Origin of the sequence: Pseudomonas sp. Mn2068 (assembly GCF_049319725.1) — a bacterium.
Classification (GTDB): Bacteria; Pseudomonadota; Gammaproteobacteria; order Pseudomonadales; family Pseudomonadaceae; genus Aquipseudomonas; species Aquipseudomonas gingeri.
On record NZ_JBMOUG010000004.1, the window covers coordinates 257,169 to 277,494 of the forward strand.

The 20,326-nt window shown below is 63.1% G+C and carries 16 protein-coding genes; 12 read left to right on the forward strand and 4 right to left on the reverse strand.

The features are described from left to right. Positions 1–27: 27 nt before the first annotated feature. From ACL9RJ_RS11870 to ACL9RJ_RS11895, 6 genes are all read left to right on the forward strand, one after another. Positions 28–1,428, forward strand: coding sequence for an OprD family porin (locus ACL9RJ_RS11870; RefSeq protein WP_042934261.1), 1,401 nt, complete (start codon positions 28–30; stop codon positions 1,426–1,428). 77 nt (positions 1,429–1,505) lie between these two features. Then, on the forward strand, positions 1,506–3,101 hold the full coding sequence (locus ACL9RJ_RS11875; RefSeq protein ID WP_017123537.1) for an ABC transporter substrate-binding protein: 1,596 nt from the start codon (positions 1,506–1,508) through the stop codon (positions 3,099–3,101). Between the two features lie 75 nt (positions 3,102–3,176). Further along, complete coding sequence (locus tag ACL9RJ_RS11880) at positions 3,177–4,187, forward strand: ABC transporter permease subunit (RefSeq protein ID WP_178990951.1); 1,011 nt, start codon at positions 3,177–3,179, stop codon at positions 4,185–4,187. Between the two features lie 10 nt (positions 4,188–4,197). Beyond that, a complete protein-coding gene (locus ACL9RJ_RS11885; protein ID WP_177084116.1) occupies positions 4,198–5,109 on the forward strand; it encodes an ABC transporter permease subunit in 912 nt (303 codons plus the stop codon). 10 nt (positions 5,110–5,119) lie between these two features. After that, positions 5,120–6,088 (forward strand): ABC transporter ATP-binding protein, encoded by a 969-nt coding sequence (locus tag ACL9RJ_RS11890; protein WP_017123534.1) that lies wholly within the window; start codon positions 5,120–5,122, stop codon positions 6,086–6,088. Further along, entirely contained in the window at positions 6,088–7,056 is a 969-nt protein-coding gene (locus ACL9RJ_RS11895; protein WP_177084114.1) for a peptide ABC transporter ATP-binding protein, read from the forward strand. The genes ACL9RJ_RS11890 and ACL9RJ_RS11895 overlap by 1 nt, the downstream gene beginning before the upstream one ends. A gap of 115 nt (positions 7,057–7,171) precedes the next feature. Here ACL9RJ_RS11895 and ACL9RJ_RS11900 read toward each other — a convergent pair whose 3' ends face one another. Both ACL9RJ_RS11900 and ACL9RJ_RS11905 read right to left on the reverse strand, forming a co-directional pair. Next, complete coding sequence (locus ACL9RJ_RS11900; RefSeq protein ID WP_177127833.1) at positions 7,172–7,435, reverse strand: hypothetical protein; 264 nt, start codon at positions 7,433–7,435, stop codon at positions 7,172–7,174. 257 nt (positions 7,436–7,692) lie between these two features. After that, on the reverse strand, positions 7,693–9,276 hold the full coding sequence (locus ACL9RJ_RS11905) for a peptide chain release factor 3 (protein ID WP_177084110.1): 1,584 nt from the start codon (positions 9,274–9,276) through the stop codon (positions 7,693–7,695). Positions 9,277–9,615: 339 nt separating this feature from the next. Between ACL9RJ_RS11905 and ACL9RJ_RS11910 the strand changes: the two genes are divergently transcribed. The 5 genes from ACL9RJ_RS11910 (at position 9,616) to ACL9RJ_RS11930 (ending at position 14,775) form a co-directional block, all read left to right on the forward strand. Then, the gene (locus ACL9RJ_RS11910; protein WP_178990955.1) at positions 9,616–10,332 is read left to right on the forward strand and encodes an ABC transporter permease; all 717 of its coding nucleotides are present in this window, start codon (positions 9,616–9,618) and stop codon (positions 10,330–10,332) included. A 14-nt stretch (positions 10,333–10,346) separates the two neighbouring features. Beyond that, positions 10,347–11,240, forward strand: a complete 894-nt coding sequence (locus ACL9RJ_RS11915) for a glycine betaine ABC transporter substrate-binding protein (protein WP_017123529.1) — start codon at positions 10,347–10,349, stop codon at positions 11,238–11,240. 9 nt (positions 11,241–11,249) lie between these two features. Beyond that, complete coding sequence (locus ACL9RJ_RS11920) at positions 11,250–11,903, forward strand: ABC transporter permease (RefSeq protein ID WP_017123528.1); 654 nt, start codon at positions 11,250–11,252, stop codon at positions 11,901–11,903. Beyond that, positions 11,900–13,057, forward strand: a complete 1,158-nt coding sequence (locus ACL9RJ_RS11925) for a betaine/proline/choline family ABC transporter ATP-binding protein (RefSeq protein ID WP_177084106.1) — start codon at positions 11,900–11,902, stop codon at positions 13,055–13,057. Before ACL9RJ_RS11920 ends, ACL9RJ_RS11925 begins: the two co-directional genes overlap by 4 nt. A 554-nt stretch (positions 13,058–13,611) precedes the next feature. Beyond that, positions 13,612–14,775 (forward strand): type III PLP-dependent enzyme, encoded by a 1,164-nt coding sequence (locus ACL9RJ_RS11930; protein WP_103032579.1) that lies wholly within the window; start codon positions 13,612–13,614, stop codon positions 14,773–14,775. A 133-nt stretch (positions 14,776–14,908) separates the two neighbouring features. On the opposite strand, the gene ACL9RJ_RS11935 is transcribed toward ACL9RJ_RS11930, so the two are convergent. Continuing rightward, a complete protein-coding gene (locus ACL9RJ_RS11935; protein WP_178990957.1) occupies positions 14,909–15,694 on the reverse strand; it encodes a tetratricopeptide repeat protein in 786 nt (261 codons plus the stop codon). 228 nt (positions 15,695–15,922) lie between these two features. On the opposite strand from ACL9RJ_RS11935, the gene ACL9RJ_RS11940 reads away from it, so the two are divergent. After that, positions 15,923–18,448: a PepSY domain-containing protein gene (locus ACL9RJ_RS11940; protein WP_212810119.1), complete on the forward strand. Its 2,526-nt coding sequence runs from the start codon at positions 15,923–15,925 to the stop codon at positions 18,446–18,448. A gap of 127 nt (positions 18,449–18,575) precedes the next feature. Here ACL9RJ_RS11940 and ACL9RJ_RS11945 read toward each other — a convergent pair whose 3' ends face one another. Beyond that, a complete protein-coding gene (locus tag ACL9RJ_RS11945; RefSeq protein WP_212810120.1) occupies positions 18,576–20,321 on the reverse strand; it encodes a PTS fructose-like transporter subunit IIB in 1,746 nt (581 codons plus the stop codon). Positions 20,322–20,326: the final 5 nt, after the last annotated feature.

The window sequence follows — 20,326 nt, forward strand, 5'->3', positions numbered from 1 at the left end:
CAAAAAGAAAGAAAAAGGAGCGGTACGTTGAAACTCTCTCAAAAAGCGTTGTTAGCCTTAGCAATCAGTAGCACCACCCTGATGGCCCATGCGGAATCCCAGAGCCAGGATTTCATTCCGACCGGCATCAATACCGGCAATGCCCAGAGTGAAGCCAAGGGCTTTATCGATGGCCAGAGCCTGAGCGGCACCACCCGCAACTGGTACGCCAACGAACTGAAGCGCCGTGATGACCGCTTCTCCTACAAAAAAGGCGGCACCACCCCGACGCCGACTCCGCGCCGCATCAACTGGGCCCAGGGCACCATCCTCAACTACAGCTCGGGTTTCACCCAGGGCACCGTGGGTTTCAAGACCGAAGTGGCGGCCTACAACGCCATCGCCCTGGACCGTGACCGCAAGGACATGGCTGGCGGCTCCAACCGTACCCTGACCCACAGCGACGGCGATGCCGTCGGCCAGTGGAGCAAGCTGGGCCTGGCCAACGTCCAGGCCCGCGTCTCCAACACCACCCTGACCGCCGGTCGCCAGAACTTCAGCACGCCGATCGTCGATAACATCGGCAACCGTGCCCTGCCTTCCAGCTTCGAAGGTGTGAGCATCCACAGTGAAGAACTGAGCAACATGGCCTTCGACCTGGGCACCTTCGACCGTGTCTCGCCACGGACCGAGCAGAGCCTGTCGAAATTCCGCAGCGAATACGGCAACGGCCAGGAAACCGACCACGTCAACACCGCCGGCATGACCTACCAGCCGTTCAAGAGCCTGAAGACCAGCCTCTACGCCGCCAAGGTCGAAGACTTCTGGAACCAGTACTACGCGGGCTTCACCCATGACCTGGGCGACACTTCGGTACTGGGCCTGACCACCGGCTTCAACTACTACAAAACCGTCGACACCGGCAAAAAGAAGATGGGTGAAATCGACAACGACACCTACTCGCTGTCCCTCGGCCTGACTCACCAGGCCCACAGCCTGACCTTCTCCTACCAGCAGGTGAACGGTAACGAGTACTTCGACTACCTGCACGAAACCAACGGCATCTACCTGGCCAACTCCCTGCTCTCGGACTTCAACGGACCGAACGAGAAGTCCTTCCAGATCGCCTATGGCATCAACATGGCCGAATACGGCGTGCCGGGCCTCAAGTTCAACGTCTACAGCTCCCGCGGCTGGGGCATCGACGGCACCCACTACACCGGCACCGCCTATGGCGAAGCGGGCGTCAAACGCAGCGACCTGCGCCTGATGGACGGCGAGAAGCACCAGGAATACGGCATCGGCGCGTCCTACGCGGTGCAAAGCGGTCCGCTGAAGGCCACCGCCATCCGTGCGACCTACACCACTCACCGCGCCAGCGCACAACAGGCTGACGGCAACCTCAACGAGTTCCGCCTGGTCACCACCATTCCATTCAAGATTCTTTAAGACGTAACGATGCCAGGGTCGATTCGACGAATCGGCCCTGGCGACTAATCTGGCTCATTTGATTACGGAGGGTTTATATGAAGATGCTTCCCTTGCGAGCGGCTATCGCAGCCACCTTGCTGACTGCTGCCATCGGCGTTTCGGCAAAACCCTTGGTGGTCTGCACCGAAGCCAGTCCGGAAGGTTTCGATCCGGTTCTGTACACCACCGCCGTCACTTCCGACGCCGCGGCTGAAACCCTGTTCAACCGCCTGGTGGACTTCAAGCCGGGCACGGCCGAGATCCAGCCGGCCCTGGCCGAAAGCTGGGAGATCAGTCCCGACGGCCTGCAGTACACGTTCCACCTGCGCAAAGGCGTCAAGTTCCACAGCACCGATTACTTCAAACCGACCCGTGAGCTGAATGCCGACGACGTGCTCTGGAGCTTCCAGCGCCAGCTGGACCCGAATCACCCCTGGCACAAGCAATCCACCGTCGGCTTCCCATATTTTGAAAGCATGGACTTCCAGAACCTGCTCAAGAGCGTCGAAAAAGTCGACGACCTGACCGTGCGGTTCACCCTGTCCCGGCCCGAAGCACCGTTCCTGCTCGACCTGGGCATGGCGTTCACCTCGATCCACTCCGCCGAATACGCCAACCAGTTGCTCAAGGCCGGCAAGATGGATGACCTCAACGCCAAGCCGATCGGCACCGGCCCGTTCATCTTCCAGCGCTATGCCAAGGATGCGCAGGTCCGCTACAAGGCCAACCCGGACTACTTCCGTGGCAAGCCACCGGCCGAAGCGCTGATATTCGCCATCACCCCGGACAACAACACCCGCCTGCAGAAGCTCAAGGCCAACGAGTGCCAGGTGGCGCTGTACCCGAAACCGGATGACGTCCCGAGCATCCAGGCCGACCCGAACCTGCAGGTCGTCAGCATGGCGGCCATGTCCACCGGCTACACCGCCATCAATACCGAGCACAAATACCTGAGCGATGTGCGGGTGCGCCAGGCCATCGAACTGGCCCTGGACAAGCAGACCTACGTCGACACCCTGTACGGCAAGGGCAACGCCATCGCGGCGGTCAACCCCTACCCGCCGACCCTGCTGGGCTACAACGACAAGCTGAAGAACCCGGCGCAGAACCTGGACAAGGCCCGCGCCCTGCTCAAGGAAGCCGGCGTGCCTGAAGGCACGGTCTTCACCCTGTACACTCGCAACGGCGGTGGCCCGACCAACCCGAACCCGCAACTCGGCGCACAGTTGATCCAGTCGGACCTGGCCAAGGTCGGCATCAAGATCGATATCCGCGTCATGGAGTGGGCCGAGATGCTCAAGCGGGCGAAAAAAGGCGAACATGACCTGGTTTCGGCCGGCTGGAGTGGCGACAACGGCGACCCGGATAACTTCCTGACCCCGCTAATGAGTTGCGAAGCCGCCAAAAACGGCGAAAACTACAGCCGCTGGTGCAACCAGCAGTTCCAGACGCTGATCGAGCAGGCCCGTGCCAAGACTGATCCTGCCGAGCGCGCCGCACTCTATGAGAAAGCCCTGGAAATCCTGCACGACCAAGTGGTGTGGGTCGAACAGGCTCATCCCAAGATGTTTACCGCCATGCGCAAGAACGTAGAGGGTTATCACATTAACCCGCTGTCCACCAATAACTTCGCCACGACCCAGGTGAAGTAGAAAAATACGCCGGTCGCCGCCCGCACCCCGGGCAGCGACCGGCACGCCTAACCGGCTGATGAGGTACACAACAAGATGTTTAGTTTTATTGCCCGCCGACTGGGGTTGCTGATCCCCACGTTTTTCGGCATCACACTGTTGACCTTCGCGTTGATTCGCATGATCCCTGGCGACCCCGTGGAAGTCATGATGGGCGAGCGCCGGGTCGACCCGGAAATGCATGCCCAGGCGATGGAACGCCTCGGTCTGAACAAGCCGCTTTACGCGCAATACATCGACTACGTGGGCAAACTCGCCCATGGCGACCTCGGTGAATCCCTGCGCACACGCACCAGCGTGTGGACCGAATTCTCCGCCCTCTTCCCGGCGACCCTGGAACTGTCCATGGCCGCCCTGCTGTTCGCCGGCGTCTTCGGCCTGCTGGCCGGCGTGATCGCGGCCCTCAAACGGGGATCGCTGTTCGACCATGGGGTCATGGGTGTCTCCCTGGCGGGGTACTCGATGCCGATCTTCTGGTGGGGCCTGATCCTGATCATGTTCTTCTCCGTCAGCCTGGGCTGGACCCCGGTTTCCGGACGCATCGACCTGCTCTACGACATTGAGCCGAAAACCGGCTTCATGCTGATCGACACCCTGCTCAGCGACCAGCCGGACGCGTTCTGGGATGCGTTGCACCACATGATCCTGCCGTCCATCGTGCTGGGCACCATCCCGCTGGCGGTGATCGCCCGGATGACCCGCTCCTCGATGCTCGAAGTCCTGCGCGAAGACTATATCCGTACCGCCCGCGCCAAGGGCCTGTCACCGACCCGCGTGGTCTTCGTGCACGGCCTGCGCAACGCACTGATCCCGGTGCTGACGGTCATGGGCCTGCAGGTCGGCACACTGCTGGCCGGCGCGGTCCTCACCGAGACCATTTTCTCCTGGCCCGGCATCGGCAAATGGCTGATCGAAGCCATCGGCGCCCGGGACTATCCGGTGGTGCAGAACGGCATCCTGTTGATTGCCTGCATCGTGATCCTGGTCAACTTCGTGGTGGATATCCTCTACGGCTTTGCCAACCCACGTATCCGTCACCAGCGCTGAGATCCTATACATGAGCACTCCAACTTCCTCTGTAGCAGTCGATCAAAGCCTGCTGTATCCATCGCCGTACAAAGAATTCTGGCAGGCCTTCGCCAAGAACAAGGGCGCCGTCGCCGGCCTGCTGTTCATGCTGCTGGTGATCTTCTGCGCGATTTTCGCCCCGTGGGTTTCGCCGCACGATCCGAGCGAACAGTTCCGTGACTTCCTGCTCACCCCGCCGTCCTGGCTTGAAGGCGGCCAGACCCAGTTCCTGCTGGGCACCGATGAGCTGGGCCGCGACCTGCTGTCGCGACTGATCCAGGGCTCGCGCCTGTCGCTGCTGATCGGCCTGTCCTCGGTGGTGATGTCGCTGATTCCCGGAATCCTGATGGGCCTGCTGGCCGGCTTCTTCCCGCGGATCCTCGGGCCGACCATCATGCGCCTGATGGACATCATGCTCGCCCTGCCTTCGCTGCTGCTGGCCGTGGCGATCGTCGCCATCCTCGGCCCTGGCCTGATCAACACCGTGATCGCCATTGCCATCGTCTCGCTGCCGTCCTATGTGCGCCTGACCCGCGCCGCGGTCATGGGCGAACTGAACCGCGACTACGTGACTGCCGCCCGCCTCGCCGGTGCCGGCCTGCCACGCCTGATGTTCATCACCGTGTTGCCCAACTGCATGGCACCGCTGATCGTCCAGGCCACCCTGAGCTTCTCCTCGGCGATCCTCGATGCCGCCGCCCTGGGCTTCCTCGGCCTCGGCGTCCAGCCGCCAACCCCCGAGTGGGGCACCATGCTGGCCTCGGCCCGTGACTACATCGAACGCGCCTGGTGGGTCGTCAGCCTGCCCGGCCTGACCATTTTGCTCAGCGTGCTGGCAATCAACCTGATGGGCGACGGCCTGCGCGATGCGCTGGACCCGAAACTCAAGAATGCCGCCTGAGGAGATTCCCATGTCACTGCTAGAAATCAAGAATCTCAATGTCCGCTTCGGCGACAAGACCGCCGTCCCGGTGGTCGACGGCCTCGACCTGGCCGTGGACAAGGGCGAAGTCCTGGCCATCGTTGGCGAGTCGGGTTCGGGTAAATCCGTGACCATGATGGCGCTGATGGGCCTGATCGAGCATCCCGGCATCGTCACCGCCGATGCCCTGCGCTTCGACGGCAAGGACATGCTCAAGCTCAACGCCCGCCAGCGCCGGCAGATCGTCGGCAAGGACCTGGCGATGGTGTTCCAGGACCCGATGACCGCGCTGAACCCCAGCTACACCGTGGGTTTCCAGATCGAGGAAGTCCTGCGCCTGCACCTGAAGATGTCCGGCAAACAAGCCCGCAAGCGTGCCATCGAGCTGCTGGAAAAGGTCGAGATCCCGGGCGCGGCCAGTCGGATGGATGCCTATCCGCACCAGCTGTCCGGCGGCATGAGCCAGCGCGTGGCAATTGCCATGGCGATTGCCGGCGAGCCGAAACTGCTGATCGCCGATGAGCCGACCACCGCCCTGGACGTGACCATCCAGGCGCAGATCATGGAGTTGCTGCTCAACCTGCAACAAGAGCAGAACATGGGCCTGGTGCTGATCACCCACGACCTCGCGGTCGTCGCCGAAACCGCCCAGCGGGTCTGCGTGATGTACGCCGGCCAGGCCGTGGAAGTCGGCCAGGTCCCGGGCCTGTTCGAGGTCCCGGCGCACCCCTACAGCGAAGCGCTGCTCAAGGCGATTCCGGAACACAGCCTGGGCGCCGCGCGCCTGTCGACCCTGCCGGGCATCGTTCCCGGCCGCTATGACCGCCCGCAGGGTTGCCTGCTGTCGCCGCGCTGCCCGTACGTGCAAGAGAGCTGCCGCCAGCAGCGTCCGGGCCTGGACCCGAAAACCAATAGTCTCGCCCGTTGCTTCTACCCGCTGAACCAGGAGGTGGCGTAATGGCCGTCGTTCTCACCGCCCGCGACCTCACCCGTCACTACGAAGTCTCCCGCGGCCTGTTCAAGGGCCATGCGCTGGTGCGCGCCCTCAACGGCGTGTCGTTCGAACTGGAAGCCGGCAAGACCCTGGCCGTGGTGGGCGAATCCGGGTGTGGCAAGTCCACCCTGGCCCGTGCCCTGACCCTGATCGAGGAGCCGTCTTCCGGCTCGCTGAAGATTGCCGGCCAGGAAGTCAACGGCGCCAACAAGGCCGAGCGCAAGCAACTGCGCAAAGACGTGCAGATGGTGTTCCAGAGCCCCTACGCGTCGCTCAATCCACGGCAGAAGATCGGTGACCAGCTCGGCGAGCCGCTGCTGATCAACACCAACCTGTCGGCTGCCGAGCGCCGCGAGAAAGTGCAGGCCATGATGCGCCAGGTCGGCTTGCGCCCTGAGCATTACCAGCGTTACCCGCACATGTTCTCCGGCGGCCAGCGCCAGCGGATCGCCCTGGCCCGGGCGATGATGCTGCAGCCCAAGGTATTGGTGGCGGACGAGCCGACCTCGGCCCTCGACGTCTCGATCCAGGCCCAGGTACTGAACCTGTTCATGGACCTGCAGCAGGAGTTCAACACCGCCTACGTGTTCATCTCCCACAACCTGGCGGTCGTGCGCCATGTGGCGGACCAGGTGCTGGTGATGTACCTCGGCCGGCCCGCGGAAATGGGCCCGAAGGAGGACATCTACACCCGTCCCCTGCACCCGTACACCCAGGCACTGCTGTCGGCGACCCCGACCATTCACCCGGACCCGCTGAAGCCGAAGATCAAGATCGTCGGCGAGCTGCCCAACCCGCTGAACCCGCCAAGCGGCTGCGCGTTCCACAAGCGCTGCCCGTACGCGACCGAGCGTTGCAGCACGGAACTGCCGGAGTTGCGCCAGGTGGATACCCGCCAGGTTGCCTGCCACTACGCCGAACAGTTCCTCTGACCGGCAACAAAAAAGCGCCCTCCTGAAGAAGCGAGGGCGCTGGAAACCCAGCCCTTTCTGTCAGGTTGCGCATCGACCCGACAGAAGGGGCTTTTTCATTTCTGGTCCTGATCGATCAAGTATCGTTGTCACCATCTTCATCGTCGTCGCTATCAGGTTCCTTGGTGGTGGAGTCATCGTCGCCCTTGCTGCCACCCTGATCTTCGTCACCGGGTTCGGCATCAGACTTGGCGACCATCAAACCACTGCCCTGGACACTGTTCGCTCCCCACAAGCCATGGGCCTGGGGCGGGCTCGTGCTGGCCCAGGCTGCCGTCGTGCCGAGTGACAGCATCACCAGCACCTTGAGCAGCAACACAATGCGTTGAAAGATTTTCATCGTCGATCCAGTCCTTCTGTAGGTAAGTCGCGAGTGCCTGAGCGCCGGCTCGCAGAACCTGCGCCAGCTTTGTCTGAACCTAGCCCCGTCGACGATTTTTTTCCATGCTGGCTACATGAAACTTTCCGGCGCCTCTTAGAACGATTCCGACTATTGAGCAGAACTGAAAAACCTATGGCACGTTTCAACCGCCCATAAAAAACCCCGCTGCCGAGCAGCGGGGTTTTCGGTGGAGCCCGTTGTTCGTCCGTGACGAATCAGTGGTGCTCACGGGTGGCGCGGAATTTCACATCCGGCCAGCGCTCTTCCATCAGCGCCAGGTTGACCCGGGTCGGCGCCAGGTAGGTCAGGTGACCGCCGCCGTCCAGCGCCAGGTTTTCCACGGCCTTGACGCGGAATTCCTCCAGCTTCTTCTTGTCGCCGCACTCGATCCAGCGCGCGGACCAGACGGTGATCGGCTCGTAGGAACATTCGACCTTGTATTCCTCTTTCAGGCGGCTGGCGACCACATCGAACTGCAGCACACCGACGGCGCCGAGGATGATGTCGTTGCTGCGCTCCGGGAAGAACACCTGGGTCGCGCCCTCTTCCGCCAACTGCTGCAGGCCCTGGCGCAGTTGCTTGGACTTGAGCGGATCGCGCAGGCGTACGCGGCGGAACAGTTCCGGGGCGAAGTGCGGGATACCGGTGAAACCCAGGGCCTCGCCCTCGGTGAAGGTGTCACCGATCTGGATGGTGCCGTGGTTGTGCAGGCCGATGATGTCGCCGGCGTAGGCCTCTTCCAACTGCTCACGCTCGGAGGAGAAGAAGGTCAGCGCATCGCCGATCCGCACGTCCTTGCCAGTACGTACATGGCGCATTTTCATGCCCTTGTCGTACTTGCCGGAGCAGATGCGCATGAAGGCGATACGGTCGCGGTGCTTGGGATCCATGTTCGCCTGGATCTTGAACACGAAGCCGGAGAACTTCTCTTCCACCGGCTCGACCGTACGCTCGTTGGCCACCCGGGCCAACGGCTTGGGCGCCCAGTCGACCACGGCGTCGAGCACATGGTCGACACCGAAGTTGCCCAGTGCGGTACCGAAGAACACCGGGGTCAGCTGGCCGTCGAGGAACTCCTGCTGGTTGAATTCGTGGCAGGCGCCCTGCACCAGTTCCAGCTGCTCGATAAACCGCTCGTACTCGTCACCCAGGTGGGCGCGGGCTTCGTCCGAGTCGAGCTTCTCGATGATCTTCACCTCGGTGCGCTCGTGACCATGACCGGCGGTGTAGACAATGATGTAGTCGTCGGCGAGGTGGTAGACGCCCTTGAAGTCGCGGTAGCAGCCGATCGGCCAGGTGATCGGCGCGGCCTTGATCTTCAACACCGCCTCGATTTCGTCGAGCAGTTCGATCGGGTCGCGGATATCGCGGTCGAGCTTGTTGATAAAGCTGACGATCGGCGTGTCACGCAGGCGGCAGACATCCATCAGGGCGATGGTCCGTGGCTCGACGCCCTTGCCGCCGTCGAGCACCATCAACGCCGAGTCCACGGCGGTCAGGGTCCGATAGGTGTCTTCGGAGAAGTCTTCGTGACCCGGGGTATCGAGCAGGTTGACCATGTGGTCCCGGTAGGGGAACTGCATGACCGAGGTGGTAATGGAGATACCACGCTGCTTCTCCATCTCCATCCAGTCGGAGGTGGCATGGCGATCGGACTTGCGAGATTTCACCGTGCCCGCCACCGCAATCGCCTTGCCCATCAGCAACAGCTTTTCGGTGATGGTGGTCTTACCCGCATCCGGGTGGGAAATAATGGCGAAGGTGCGGCGTTTCGCGACTTCGGCGGCCTGGTTGGTCATGGGAAATCGCCTGACAGGTGATTCAAAAAAGGGCGCAGATTATAGACCAAAGCCGACCCCAGCGGCCACCGCTGCCCTGCCGCCCGGCAGGCCACGAGATGGCCAAATGCAATTAATTGGGGAACCTTTTAAAGCGCACAGGCGTCCATTCCCCTGCCATGACCTTTCGTCAGGTGTAGAAAAATCAGCAAGTTAGCCTGACGAAGGCGGCGCTTATGGCTTTCCCATGTTGTGTTTCCGGCATGGCGACAGCTGCTTTTCGCGAACACTTTTCCAGAAGCCGGGCATGGCCTCGCCTCACGGAAAACTGTCTGCCGACTAAAAAAAAGGAGTCCATCTGTGGCTAATCGCTATGGCCAAGGGCTTATCGGAGGAGCGGTCGTCATCGTCCTCCTGGCCCTGCTGATCCACTGGATCGGCATCAGCACTATCGAGCACTACCGAGACGACTTGTGGTTCTACCTGCAAGCTCACCTTTACCTGGTACTGGCGTCGATGTTCGCCGCCCTTGTCGTCGGGATTCCCGCCGGCATCTTCCTCAGCCGACCGACCATGGTGGGCCGCGCCGAACGCTTCATGCAGGTGTTCAATATCGGTAACACCGTTCCCCCCCTGGCAGTACTGGCGATTGCCCTGGGGATCCTCGGCATCGGCGCGGGTCCGGCGATCCTGGCCCTGTTCCTCGCTTCCCTGCTGCCCATCGTGCGCAACACCTACGAAGGCCTGAAAAACGTCGAGGGATCCCTCAAGGAAGCCGCCGTCGGCATCGGCATGACCCCGCACCAGGTGCTCTGGCGGGTCGAGCTGCCCAATGCCGTGCCGATCATCGTCGGTGGTGTGCGGGTGGCCCTGGCGATCAACGTCGGTACCGCGCCGCTGGCCTTCCTGATCGGCGCCAACAGCCTGGGCAGCCTGATTTTCCCCGGCATCGCCCTGAACAATCAGCCGCAATTGATCCTCGGCGCGGCGTGTACCGCCCTGCTGGCGCTGCTGCTCGATGGCCTGGTGACACTGGCCAGCCGCCTCTGGCTGGAACGCGGCCTGCGGCCCGCCTGAGCAAAGGAAAAACCATGAAAAGATTCTGCTTGTTTCTAGGCTGTGCCCTGCTGTTCGCAGGATGGGCCCAGGCCGCCGAAAAGCCCGTGATCCGCATCGGCGCCCGGGTGTTCACCGAACAAACCCTGCTCGCGGAAATCACCTCGCAGTACCTGCGGACCAAGGGCTATGACACCCGGGTCACCGGCGGCCTGGGCAGCAACCTGGCCCGTAGCGCCCACGAAAGCGGGCAACTGGACATGCTCTGGGAATACACCGGGGTGTCGCTGGTGGCCTACAACCATGTGACGGAAAAACTCGACAGCGAACAGTCCTACGCACGGGTCAAGGAACTCGATGCGAAAAAGGGCCTGGTCTGGCTCACGCCGTCGAAGTTCAGCAACACCTACGCCCTGGCCCTGCCGCAGAAGGTCGCGCAACAGTACCCGCAGATCAACACCATCAGCCAGTTGACCACGGTACTCGCCGCCGAGGCGAAAGAGCGGCACCTGGTAGCCCTCGACACCGAGTTCGCCAACCGCTCCGACGGCCTGGAAGGCATGGTGAAACTGTATGGCATGAACCTGACGCGCCAGAACATTCGCCAGATGGATGCCGGCCTGGTCTATACCGCGCTGCGCAATGGCCAGGTGTTCGCGGGGCTGGTCTACACCACCGACGGTCGCCTGAACGCCTTCAAGCTCAAGCTGCTGGAGGATGACCGCCACTACTTCCCGGACTACACCGCCGCCCCCGTGGTGCGTCAGGCCTACCTCGACGCCCATCCGCAACTGGCCGCCGACCTCAAGCCGCTCGCCGAACTGTTCGACGACGACACCATGCGCCAGCTCAATGCCCGGGTCGACGTCGATCACCAAAGCCCGTCCGCCGTGGCCGCCGACTTCCTGCGCCAACACCCCATCCACTGAGGAGAAGACATGGAATTCCTGAACGCCTTTTCCCATCTGGACTGGCCACTGGTCCTGCACCTGACCGGGCAACACATCACTTTAGTCGGCATTGCCGTGACCCTGGCGATTGTCGTCGGCGTGCCCCTGGGCGTACTGATGACCCGTTTCCCGGCGCTGGCCGGTCCCCTGCAAGCCAGTGCCACGGTGCTGCTGACCGTGCCGTCGATTGCCCTGTTCGGCCTGCTGCTGCCGTTCTACTCGAAATTCGGCCAGGGCCTCGGACCGCTGCCGGCGATCACCGCCGTGTTCCTCTACTCGTTGCTGCCGATCATGCGCAACACCTACCTGGCCCTGACCGGCGTCGAGCCGGGCATCCGTGAAGCCGCCCGCGGCATCGGCATGACCTTCGGCCAGCGCCTGCGCATGGTCGAACTGCCGATCGCGGTGCCGGTGATCCTCGCCGGCGTGCGCACCGCCGTGGTGATGAACATCGGCGTCATGACCATCGCCGCCACCATCGGTGCCGGCGGCCTGGGCGTACTCATCCTCGCGGCCATCAGCCGCAGCGACATGTCGATGCTGATCGTCGGTGCCGTGCTGGTCAGTGTCCTGGCCATCGCCGCCGACCTGCTCCTGCAATGGCTGCAACGCTCGCTGACTCCCAAAGGACTCCTGAAATGATCGAACTACAGAATCTGAGCAAGACCTTCCAAAGCAACGGCAAGGCCGTCAAGGCCGTCGACTCGGTGAGCCTGACCGTCAACGAAGGCGAGATCTGCGTCTTTCTCGGCCCTTCGGGGTGCGGCAAGAGCACCACGCTGAAGATGATCAACCGGCTGATCGTGCCGACCTCGGGCCAGGTCCTGATCAACGGCGAAGACACCACCCAGCTCGACGAAGTGACGCTACGCCGCAATATCGGCTACGTCATCCAGCAGATCGGCCTGTTCCCGAACATGACCATCGAGGAAAACATCACCGTGGTGCCGCGCCTGCTCGGCTGGGACAAACAGAAATGCCATGACCGGGCCCGCGAGTTGATGAGCATGATCAAGCTCGAACCCAAGCAGTACCTGCACCGTTATCCACGGGAACTGTCCGGCGGCCAGCAGCAGCGCATCGGCGTGATCCGTGCCCTGGCGGCGGATGCTCCGCTGCTGCTGATGGACGAGCCGTTCGGCGCGGTCGACCCGATCAACCGGGAGATGATCCAGAACGAGTTCTTCGAGATGCAGCGGGCACTGAACAAGACCGTGATCATGGTCAGCCATGACATCGACGAAGCCCTCAAGCTGGGCGACAAGATCGCCATCTTCCGCGGCGGCAAGCTGATCCAGATCGACCATCCGGACACGCTGCTGGCGCATCCGGCGGATGATTTCGTCAGCAACTTCGTCGGCCAGGACAGCACCCTCAAGCGCCTGTTGCTGGTCAAGGCCGAGGACGCGGCAGACAACGCCCCGTCGGTGAGCCCGGAAACGCCGGTGGCCGACGCCCTGGAGCTGATGGACGAGCACGACCGCCGCTATGTGGTGGTGACCGATGCCGCGAACAAGGCGCTGGGTTATGTCCGCCGCCGCGACCTGCATCGCCAGGCGGGCAACTGTGGGCAGTACCTGCGCGAGTTCAATGCGACCGCAGCCTACGACGAGAATCTGCGCATTCTGTTGTCGCGGATGTACGAGTTCAACCGCTCGTGGCTGCCGGTGATGGACGCAGAGCGGGTGTTCCTCGGCGAAGTGACCCAGGAGTCGATTGCCGCCTACCTGAGTTCCGGGCGCTCCCGAGGGGCCAAGACCAGCATCGTGTCACCAGCCGAGATGGCCGCGGTCTGACAGGCCGCCATCGCCGGCAAGCCGGCTCCCACAGGGGATCGTGCCCAGCGCCGATCCCGTATTCGGCATGGAGCCCCCTGTAGGAGCCTGGCTTGCCAGCGATGAGGCCCCTGAAGCCGCCAACAGCTTCGCGGGCAAGCCCGCTCCCACAACAGCCTGCTCCCAGACCCGCCCCTCCGACACAGGCAGCGCCAACGGGGATTGGCATAAAACCCGCAAAAATCCCCTTCCCGAGGGAACATCAGACTGTCATCCGGGTCGGTTAAATAAGTGACTGATCCGGGTTACGCGACGAGCGCGTGCAAAAACGCGACATTTTTAGTTGATCTCAAGCCCCTCAAGTCCTAAAGTTCGCGCCGAACGTCCATGCTGGAAACGATCCATCCGGCTCAAGTACTGACGACGAGACAGCAAGGCCAAGGGAAGCGGTTGATCCCATGGCCTTTTTGCTTTCGGCGACATGCCTTGGGAAGTAGGCGAACCAAAGTGGGGATACGGAGGACGTTCATTTGCACCCATTGATAACTCACGTTTGCCACTAGGAGTCCCCCCGCATGTCGATCCAGGTCGAAGACTATTTCGCGCGCGATACCTTTGAGAAAATGAAGGCGTTCGCCGACAAGCAAGAAACCCCTTTCGTGGTCATCGATACCCAGATGATCTCCCAGGCCTACGATGACCTGCGTGCAGGTTTCGAATTCGCCAAGGTCTACTACGCCGTCAAGGCCAACCCGGCCGTCGAAATCATCGACCTGCTGAACAAGAAAGGCTCGAGCTTCGACATCGCCTCGATCTACGAGCTGGATAAAGTGCTGAACCAGGGCGTCAGCCCGGATCGCATCAGCTACGGCAACACCATCAAGAAATCCAAGGACATCCGCTACTTCTACGAGAAGGGCGTGCGCCTGTACTCCACCGACTCCGAAGCCGACCTGCGCAACATCGCCAAGGCCGCACCGGGCTCGAAAGTCTACGTACGCATCCTCACCGAAGGCTCGACCACCGCCGACTGGCCGTTGTCGCGCAAGTTCGGCTGCCAGACCGACATGGCCATGGACCTGCTGATCCTCGCCCGCGACCTGGGCCTGGTGCCTTACGGCGTGTCCTTCCACGTCGGCTCGCAACAGCGCGATATCAGCGTCTGGGACGCGGCTATCGCCAAGGTCAAGGTGATCTTCGAGCGCCTGAAAGAAGAAGACGACATCCACCTCAAGCTGATCAACATGGGCGGCGGCTTCCCAGCCAACTACATCACCCGCACCAACAGCCTGGAAACCTACGCCGAGGAAATCATCCGCTTCCTCAAGGAAGACTTCGGCGACGACCTGCCGGAAATCATCCTCGAGCCAGGCCGTTCGCTGATCGCCAACGCCGGTATCCTGGTCAGCGAAGTGGTGCTGGTGGCGCGTAAATCGCGAACCGCCGTCGAACGTTGGGTATACACCGACGTGGGCAAGTTCTCCGGCCTGATCGAAACCATGGACGAAGCCATCAAGTTCCCGATCTGGACCGAGAAGAAAGGCGAGATGGAAGAAGTGGTCATCGCCGGGCCCACCTGCGACAGCGCCGACATCATGTACGAAAACTACAAGTACGGCCTGCCCCTGAACCTGGCCATCGGCGACCGCCTCTACTGGCTGTCCACCGGCGCCTACACCACCAGCTACAGCGCGGTTGAATTCAATGGCTTCCCGCCGCTGAAGTCGTTCTACGTGTAAGCCTCCACGCCTGCGCTGCAGCCGAAAGGCCCGTGATTGCTCACGGGCCTTTTTTATTGTCACTTTGCCGGGCTATCCGCTGACACCCATCGATGCCCGGGTCCGCAGAAGGTACTCCAGGGCGCTTGAAGGCTCAGCCCAACAACCTGTGCAGTGCCGCGCGATCCTGCTCGTCGCCCAGGGCGGCCGCCTGCTGGTGGTAGGCCAGCGCCATGGCATGGATTCGCGGATCCCTGGCAGCCAACAGGGTCTGGCGGCTGATCCGCAGGAATTTCAGATTGCCGCCAGCCAGCGCCTTGCGCAGCCACTCCAGCGCCTGGTCGACCCTGCCCAGGTCGGCCAGCACCGTCGCGTAACTGAACTGCCCGCGAAAATCCCCTGCCTCGGCGGACCGGCGATACCACTCGCAGGCGGCAACAAGGTCAGCGGGACAGAAACGCCCATCTTCCAGGTAGCGCCCCAGCAGGTTCATCGATCTGGCATGGCCCATCCCGGCGGCGCGCCGGTAGTGCGCCAGCGCCTGGGCCTGATCCTCCCGCACCCCGCGTCCGGTCGCCAGCAGGTTGGCGTAGTTGTACAACCCCCAGTCCAGCCCGCCCTGCGCCGCCAGGCCGTAGTGCCGCGCCGCCAGCCGCTCATCGGGCACGCAACCCCAGCCGTGCTCATGGCAACGCCCGAGCATGTTGCGCGCCATCAGGTGACCGTCATTCGCGGCGATTTCAAACCAGCGCAGTGCCAGGGCCTGGTCGCGTTCGATGCCCTTCCCGTCCAGCAGGATCTGCCCCAGCAACGCCTGGGCCTCGACGACCCCTTCCGCCGCCGCCAGCAGGATCGCCTGGGCTGCGCGGGCCGGGTTCTCTTCCAGCATGACCTTGAGCGAATCGCCGTCCAGCACCTCTTCGCGCCTGTACAACAGCATGACGCCGACACCTTAAAGAGAAATAATCGCAATAGTATCTGATTCCCATTGATGCGGTAAGATACGCACCGATAAGCGCCTTACATCTGCGTTTCCGACCGCCCTGGCGCCTGTAGCGTTATGTAGCGGTCTGTTTGTAAAAAGCTAACAAATATGAATTCGTCGCATTCGCACACACGGCATAATGCGCGCCGTGAAGCATGACTTTGATTGAGCAAGGCGGTCGCCGTGTTGAAGAAAACACTGTTCCAGTTGCATTGGCTGTTCGGCATCAGTGCCGGGCTGGTGCTGGCGTTCATGGGCATCACCGGGGCCACGGTGTCCTTTCAGGACGAACTGCTGCGTCTGCTCAATCCCTCGGTGCTGCAAGTCGAGGCACCGAACCACGAGGCCCTGCCGCCCGCCGAGCTGGTGCGCAGGCTCGAAGCCAGAGAAGGCCAGACCGTCGCGATGCTGTGGGTCGAGCCCCACGGCGACAGCGCCGGCCGGGTGTTCTTCACCGCGCCGCCAGGTGAACGACGCGGGCAGCTGCGCTATTTCGATCCCTACACCGGTGACTACCAGGGCGATGTCGTCGGCCTGGACTTCTTCAACCTGATGCTGCAACTGCACCGGTACCTGGCCATGGGCGACACCGGTCGCCAGATCACCGGCGCCTGCACCCTGATGCTGGTGTTCTTCTGCCTCTCCGGCCTGTACCTGCGCTGGCCGCGCAAGGCCCTCGACTGGCGTGCCTGGCTGACCCTCGACTGGGCGAAAAAAGGCCGCGCCTTCAACTGGGACCTGCACTCCGTGGCCGGAACCTGGTGCCTGGTGTTCTACCTGCTGTCGGCCCTGACCGGTTTGTCCTGGTCCTATGAGTGGTACAGCAACGGCCTGAACAAGCTGTTCGCCGACTCCGTGGCCCAGCAGCGCAAGGTCGGACGTGGCCCCGCCCCGACCGGCCCGACGCCCACCGCCGACTACGACGCGATCTGGACCAGCATCAAGAGTGCCGCGGGCCCCGAGCTCAGCGCCTATAACATCCGCATGCCACCCGTGGCCGGCCAGCCGGCAACCGTGTATTACCTGCTCGAGGATTCACCCCATGATCGCGCCCTCAACCAGATCATGCTGGATCCGGCCACAGGCGCCATCCGCGAGCACTTCCGCTATGCCGACAAAAGCCTCAAGGGACAGTTGCTGACCAGTATTTATGCGCTGCATGTCGGCAGCTACTTCGGCCTTACCGGGCGCATCCTGCTGACGATTTCCAGCCTGACCATGCCGCTGTTCTTCATTACCGGCTGGCTGCTGTACCTCGATCGCCGCCGCAAGAAACGAGCGGTGAAAAAAGCCCGCGGCGGGCTCGGCCAGAACAGCAGCAACGCTCCCGCCTGGCTGGTGGGTTTCGCCAGCCAGAGCGGTTTCGCCGAGCAACTGGCCTGGCAGACCGCCGGCCAGTTGCAGGCCGCCGGTCTGCCGGTGCGGGTCCAGCCCCTGGCCGAGGTCGGCGAACGGGAGCTGCGCGAATCGCAGCATGCCCTGTTTGTCGTCAGCACCTTTGGTGACGGCGAAGCACCCGACAGCGCCCGTGGCTTCGAGCGCAAGGTGCTGGGTCAGGCATTGGCCCTCGATGGCCTGAACTATTCGGTGCTGGCCCTCGGTGATCGCCAGTACCCGCACTTCTGCGGCTTTGCCCGACGCCTGCATCACTGGCTCGAAGCCCGCGGCGGCAACGTCCTGTTCGCGCCGATCGAAGTCGACAGCGGCGATCCCTATGCCCTGCGCTACTGGCAGCAGCAGCTCAGCCAGATTACCGGGAGTGCGCCCCTGGTGGCATGGCAGGCGCCACGGTTCGACAACTGGACCCTGGCTCGACGCGTGTTGCTCAACCCGGGCAGCAGCGGTTCCGGCGTCTACCTGATCGGCCTGGATGCTCCGACGCCAACCCCATGGCAAGCAGGTGACCTGGTGGAAATCATGCCGCGTCACCACGGCGCGACAGTCGAACATTTCCTCGCCGGGCTCGGCCTGCAAGCCACTACCCCGGTGCAACTCGACGGCCTGCAGGAAACCCTGGCCCAGGCGTTGGCCGGTCGCCAGTTACCGGATAATCGCGGGCACCTGGTGGGCCTGCATGCCCAGGCCCTGGTCGATGCGCTGGTGCCCCTCGCCCTGCGTGAATACTCCATTGCCTCCATCGCCAGCGACGGCCAGCTGGAACTGCTGGTCCGCCAGGAACGGCACGCGGACGGCAGCCTCGGGCTCGGCTCCGGCTGGCTGACCGAACATGCGCCGGTGGGTGCGGCCATCAGCCTGCGCCTGCGGCGCAACAGCGGTTTCCATCTGCCCGGCGAACCGCGTCCGCTGATCCTGTTGGGCAACGGTACCGGGCTGGCCGGATTGCGCAGCCTGCTCAAGGCACGTATCGCCGATGGCCAGACACGCAACTGGCTGCTGTTCGGCGAACGCAACATCGCCCACGACTTCTACTGTCGGGAAGAGTTGCAGGGCTGGTTGGCGACGGGCGATCTCGCCCGGCTGGACCTGGCATTCTCCAGGGACCAGCAGGACAAGATCTACGTGCAGGACCGCTTGCGGGAGACGGCGGATGAGCTGCACCGCTGGCTCGCCGAAGGTGCCGCGATCTATATCTGCGGCAGCCTGCAGGGCATGGCATCGGGTGTCGACCAGGTCCTGGTGGAACTGCTCGGGGCCGAGTCCGTGGAGCGCCTGATCGAGCAAGGGCGCTATCGGCGGGACGTCTACTGACCTGCCCTCACCGCTCACTCACCGATCGTTCCCACGCTCCGCGTGGGAATGCAGCCCGTGACGCTCCGCGTCACAAAGCGGACGCAGAGCGTCCAGAGAGGCATTCCCACGCGGAGCGTGGGAACGATCATTGCGCCTGGGCCGGCTCCACGGTCAACTCGACTGCTTCCGGTCGCTTGAGCACGGCATAGGTCACCGCCGTCAGCAAGCTGCCGGCGATGATCGCCAGCAGATACGGCAGCGTGTGGTTGATCGCATTCGGAATCAGCATCACGAACAGCCCGCCATGGGGCGCCATCAGCTTGCAGCCGAAGTACATCGACAGGGCACCGGTCAGCGCGCCACCGGCGATGCTCGCCGGAATCACCCGCAACGGGTCCTTGGCGGCAAAGGGAATCGCCCCTTCCGAGATAAAGCACAGGCCCAGCACGAAGGCAGCCTTGCCCGCCTCCCGCTCGCTCCGGGCAAATTTGCGTCGGGCAATCAGGGTGGCGATGCCCAGGCCGATTGGCGGCACCATGCCGGCGGCCATGGTCGCGGCCATCGGCGCATAGCTCTGCGACGCCAGCAGCCCGACCGAGAAGGCATACGCCGCCTTGTTGATGGGCCCGCCAAGGTCGACGCACATCATCCCGCCGAGCAGCACACCCAGCAGGATCGCGTTGGTGGTGCCCATGCTGTCGAGGAAATGCGTCAGCCCCTCCAGCATCCCCGCCACCGGTTTGCCGACCACATAGATCATCACCAGGCCGGTGAACAGGCTCGCCAGCAACGGAATGATCAGGATTGGCTTCAGGGCTTCCAGACTGGCTGGCAACCGCGCATGACGATTGATCGCCCTGGCACTGTAGCCGGCGAGAAAACCGGCAACGATCCCGCCGATAAACCCGGCGCCAAGGGTGCTCGCCAGCAGGCCACCGATCATCCCCGGGGCCAGCCCGGGACGGTCGGCAATCGAGTAGGCGATATAGCCGGCCAACAGCGGCACCATCAGCTTGAAGGCGCTTTCCCCGCCGATCTGCATCAGCGCCGCGGCCAGCGTGCCCGGCTCCTTGAACGCGGTGATACCGAAGACGAAGGACAGCGCGATCAACAGGCCGCCCGCCACCACCATCGGCAACATGAATGAAACCCCCGTCAGCAGGTGCTTGTAGACACCGGCCTTTTCCTCCCTGGCCGGCGCCGCGCCAGCGCCTGTCGCGGCACTCTCCGGCGTGCCTTCGGCCAGGGCCTTGCGCAAGGTCGCGTCCGGTTGTTTCAGGGCCACGCCGGTGCCACACCGGTAGATGTTCTTGCCGGCGAAACGCTCGGTGGCGACTTCGATATCGGCCGCCAGCAAGACCACGTCGGCTTCGGCAATCGCCGCCGCGCTCAACGGGTTGCGCGCACCGACCGAGCCCTGGGTTTCCACCTGCAGCTCGTAGCCCAGGCGCCTGGCCGACTGTTGCAAGGCTTCGGCGGCCATGAAGGTATGAGCGACGCCGGTCGGACAGGCCGTCACCGCCACCAGGCGCGGTGCGCGCTGGGCCACCACCGGCGCCGCAACCGCGGCCTCGGGGGCGATGTAGACACTCGCTTCTTCGGCACCGCGTCGCAGTACCGCTTCGACGTCCTGCAACGCCTGGGCCGGGGTGGTCTGGAACACCCGCTTGCCGACAAAGCGCAACATATCCACAGGCGCGCTGCTGACCACCAGCACCCATTCCGCCGCCGAGAGGGTCGCCGCCGACAACTGGCGCTCCGGGTGCCGGCTGTCGTGTACTTCGACACTGGTGCTCCAGCCCTGGCGCTGGGCCGCCGCTTCCAGCAGGCGAGCGCACAACACGCTGGTGACCATGCCGTTCGGGCAGGCGGTAACAATGGCTAACTTCATCACAA

Excerpts from the sequence above, each read along its gene's own strand:
- ACL9RJ_RS11945 (WP_212810120.1), bottom strand. The coding sequence starts at position 20,321 with ATGAAGTTAGCCATTGTTACCGCCTGCCCGAACGGCATGGTCACCAGC.
- ACL9RJ_RS11900 (WP_177127833.1), bottom strand. The coding sequence starts at position 7,435 with ATGAAAATCTTTCAACGCATTGTGTTGCTGCTCAAGGTGCTGGTGATG.
- ACL9RJ_RS11935 (WP_178990957.1), bottom strand. The coding sequence starts at position 15,694 with ATGCTGTTGTACAGGCGCGAAGAGGTGCTGGACGGCGATTCGCTCAAG.
- ACL9RJ_RS11890 (WP_017123534.1), top strand. The coding sequence starts at position 5,120 with ATGTCACTGCTAGAAATCAAGAATCTCAATGTCCGCTTCGGCGACAAG.
- ACL9RJ_RS11905 (WP_177084110.1), bottom strand. The coding sequence starts at position 9,276 with ATGACCAACCAGGCCGCCGAAGTCGCGAAACGCCGCACCTTCGCCATT.
- ACL9RJ_RS11930 (WP_103032579.1), top strand. The coding sequence starts at position 13,612 with ATGTCGATCCAGGTCGAAGACTATTTCGCGCGCGATACCTTTGAGAAA.
- ACL9RJ_RS11875 (WP_017123537.1), top strand. The coding sequence starts at position 1,506 with ATGAAGATGCTTCCCTTGCGAGCGGCTATCGCAGCCACCTTGCTGACT.
- ACL9RJ_RS11885 (WP_177084116.1), top strand. The coding sequence starts at position 4,198 with ATGAGCACTCCAACTTCCTCTGTAGCAGTCGATCAAAGCCTGCTGTAT.
- ACL9RJ_RS11895 (WP_177084114.1), top strand. The coding sequence starts at position 6,088 with ATGGCCGTCGTTCTCACCGCCCGCGACCTCACCCGTCACTACGAAGTC.
- ACL9RJ_RS11915 (WP_017123529.1), top strand. The coding sequence starts at position 10,347 with ATGAAAAGATTCTGCTTGTTTCTAGGCTGTGCCCTGCTGTTCGCAGGA.
- ACL9RJ_RS11880 (WP_178990951.1), top strand. The coding sequence starts at position 3,177 with ATGTTTAGTTTTATTGCCCGCCGACTGGGGTTGCTGATCCCCACGTTT.
- ACL9RJ_RS11920 (WP_017123528.1), top strand. The coding sequence starts at position 11,250 with ATGGAATTCCTGAACGCCTTTTCCCATCTGGACTGGCCACTGGTCCTG.
- ACL9RJ_RS11925 (WP_177084106.1), top strand. The coding sequence starts at position 11,900 with ATGATCGAACTACAGAATCTGAGCAAGACCTTCCAAAGCAACGGCAAG.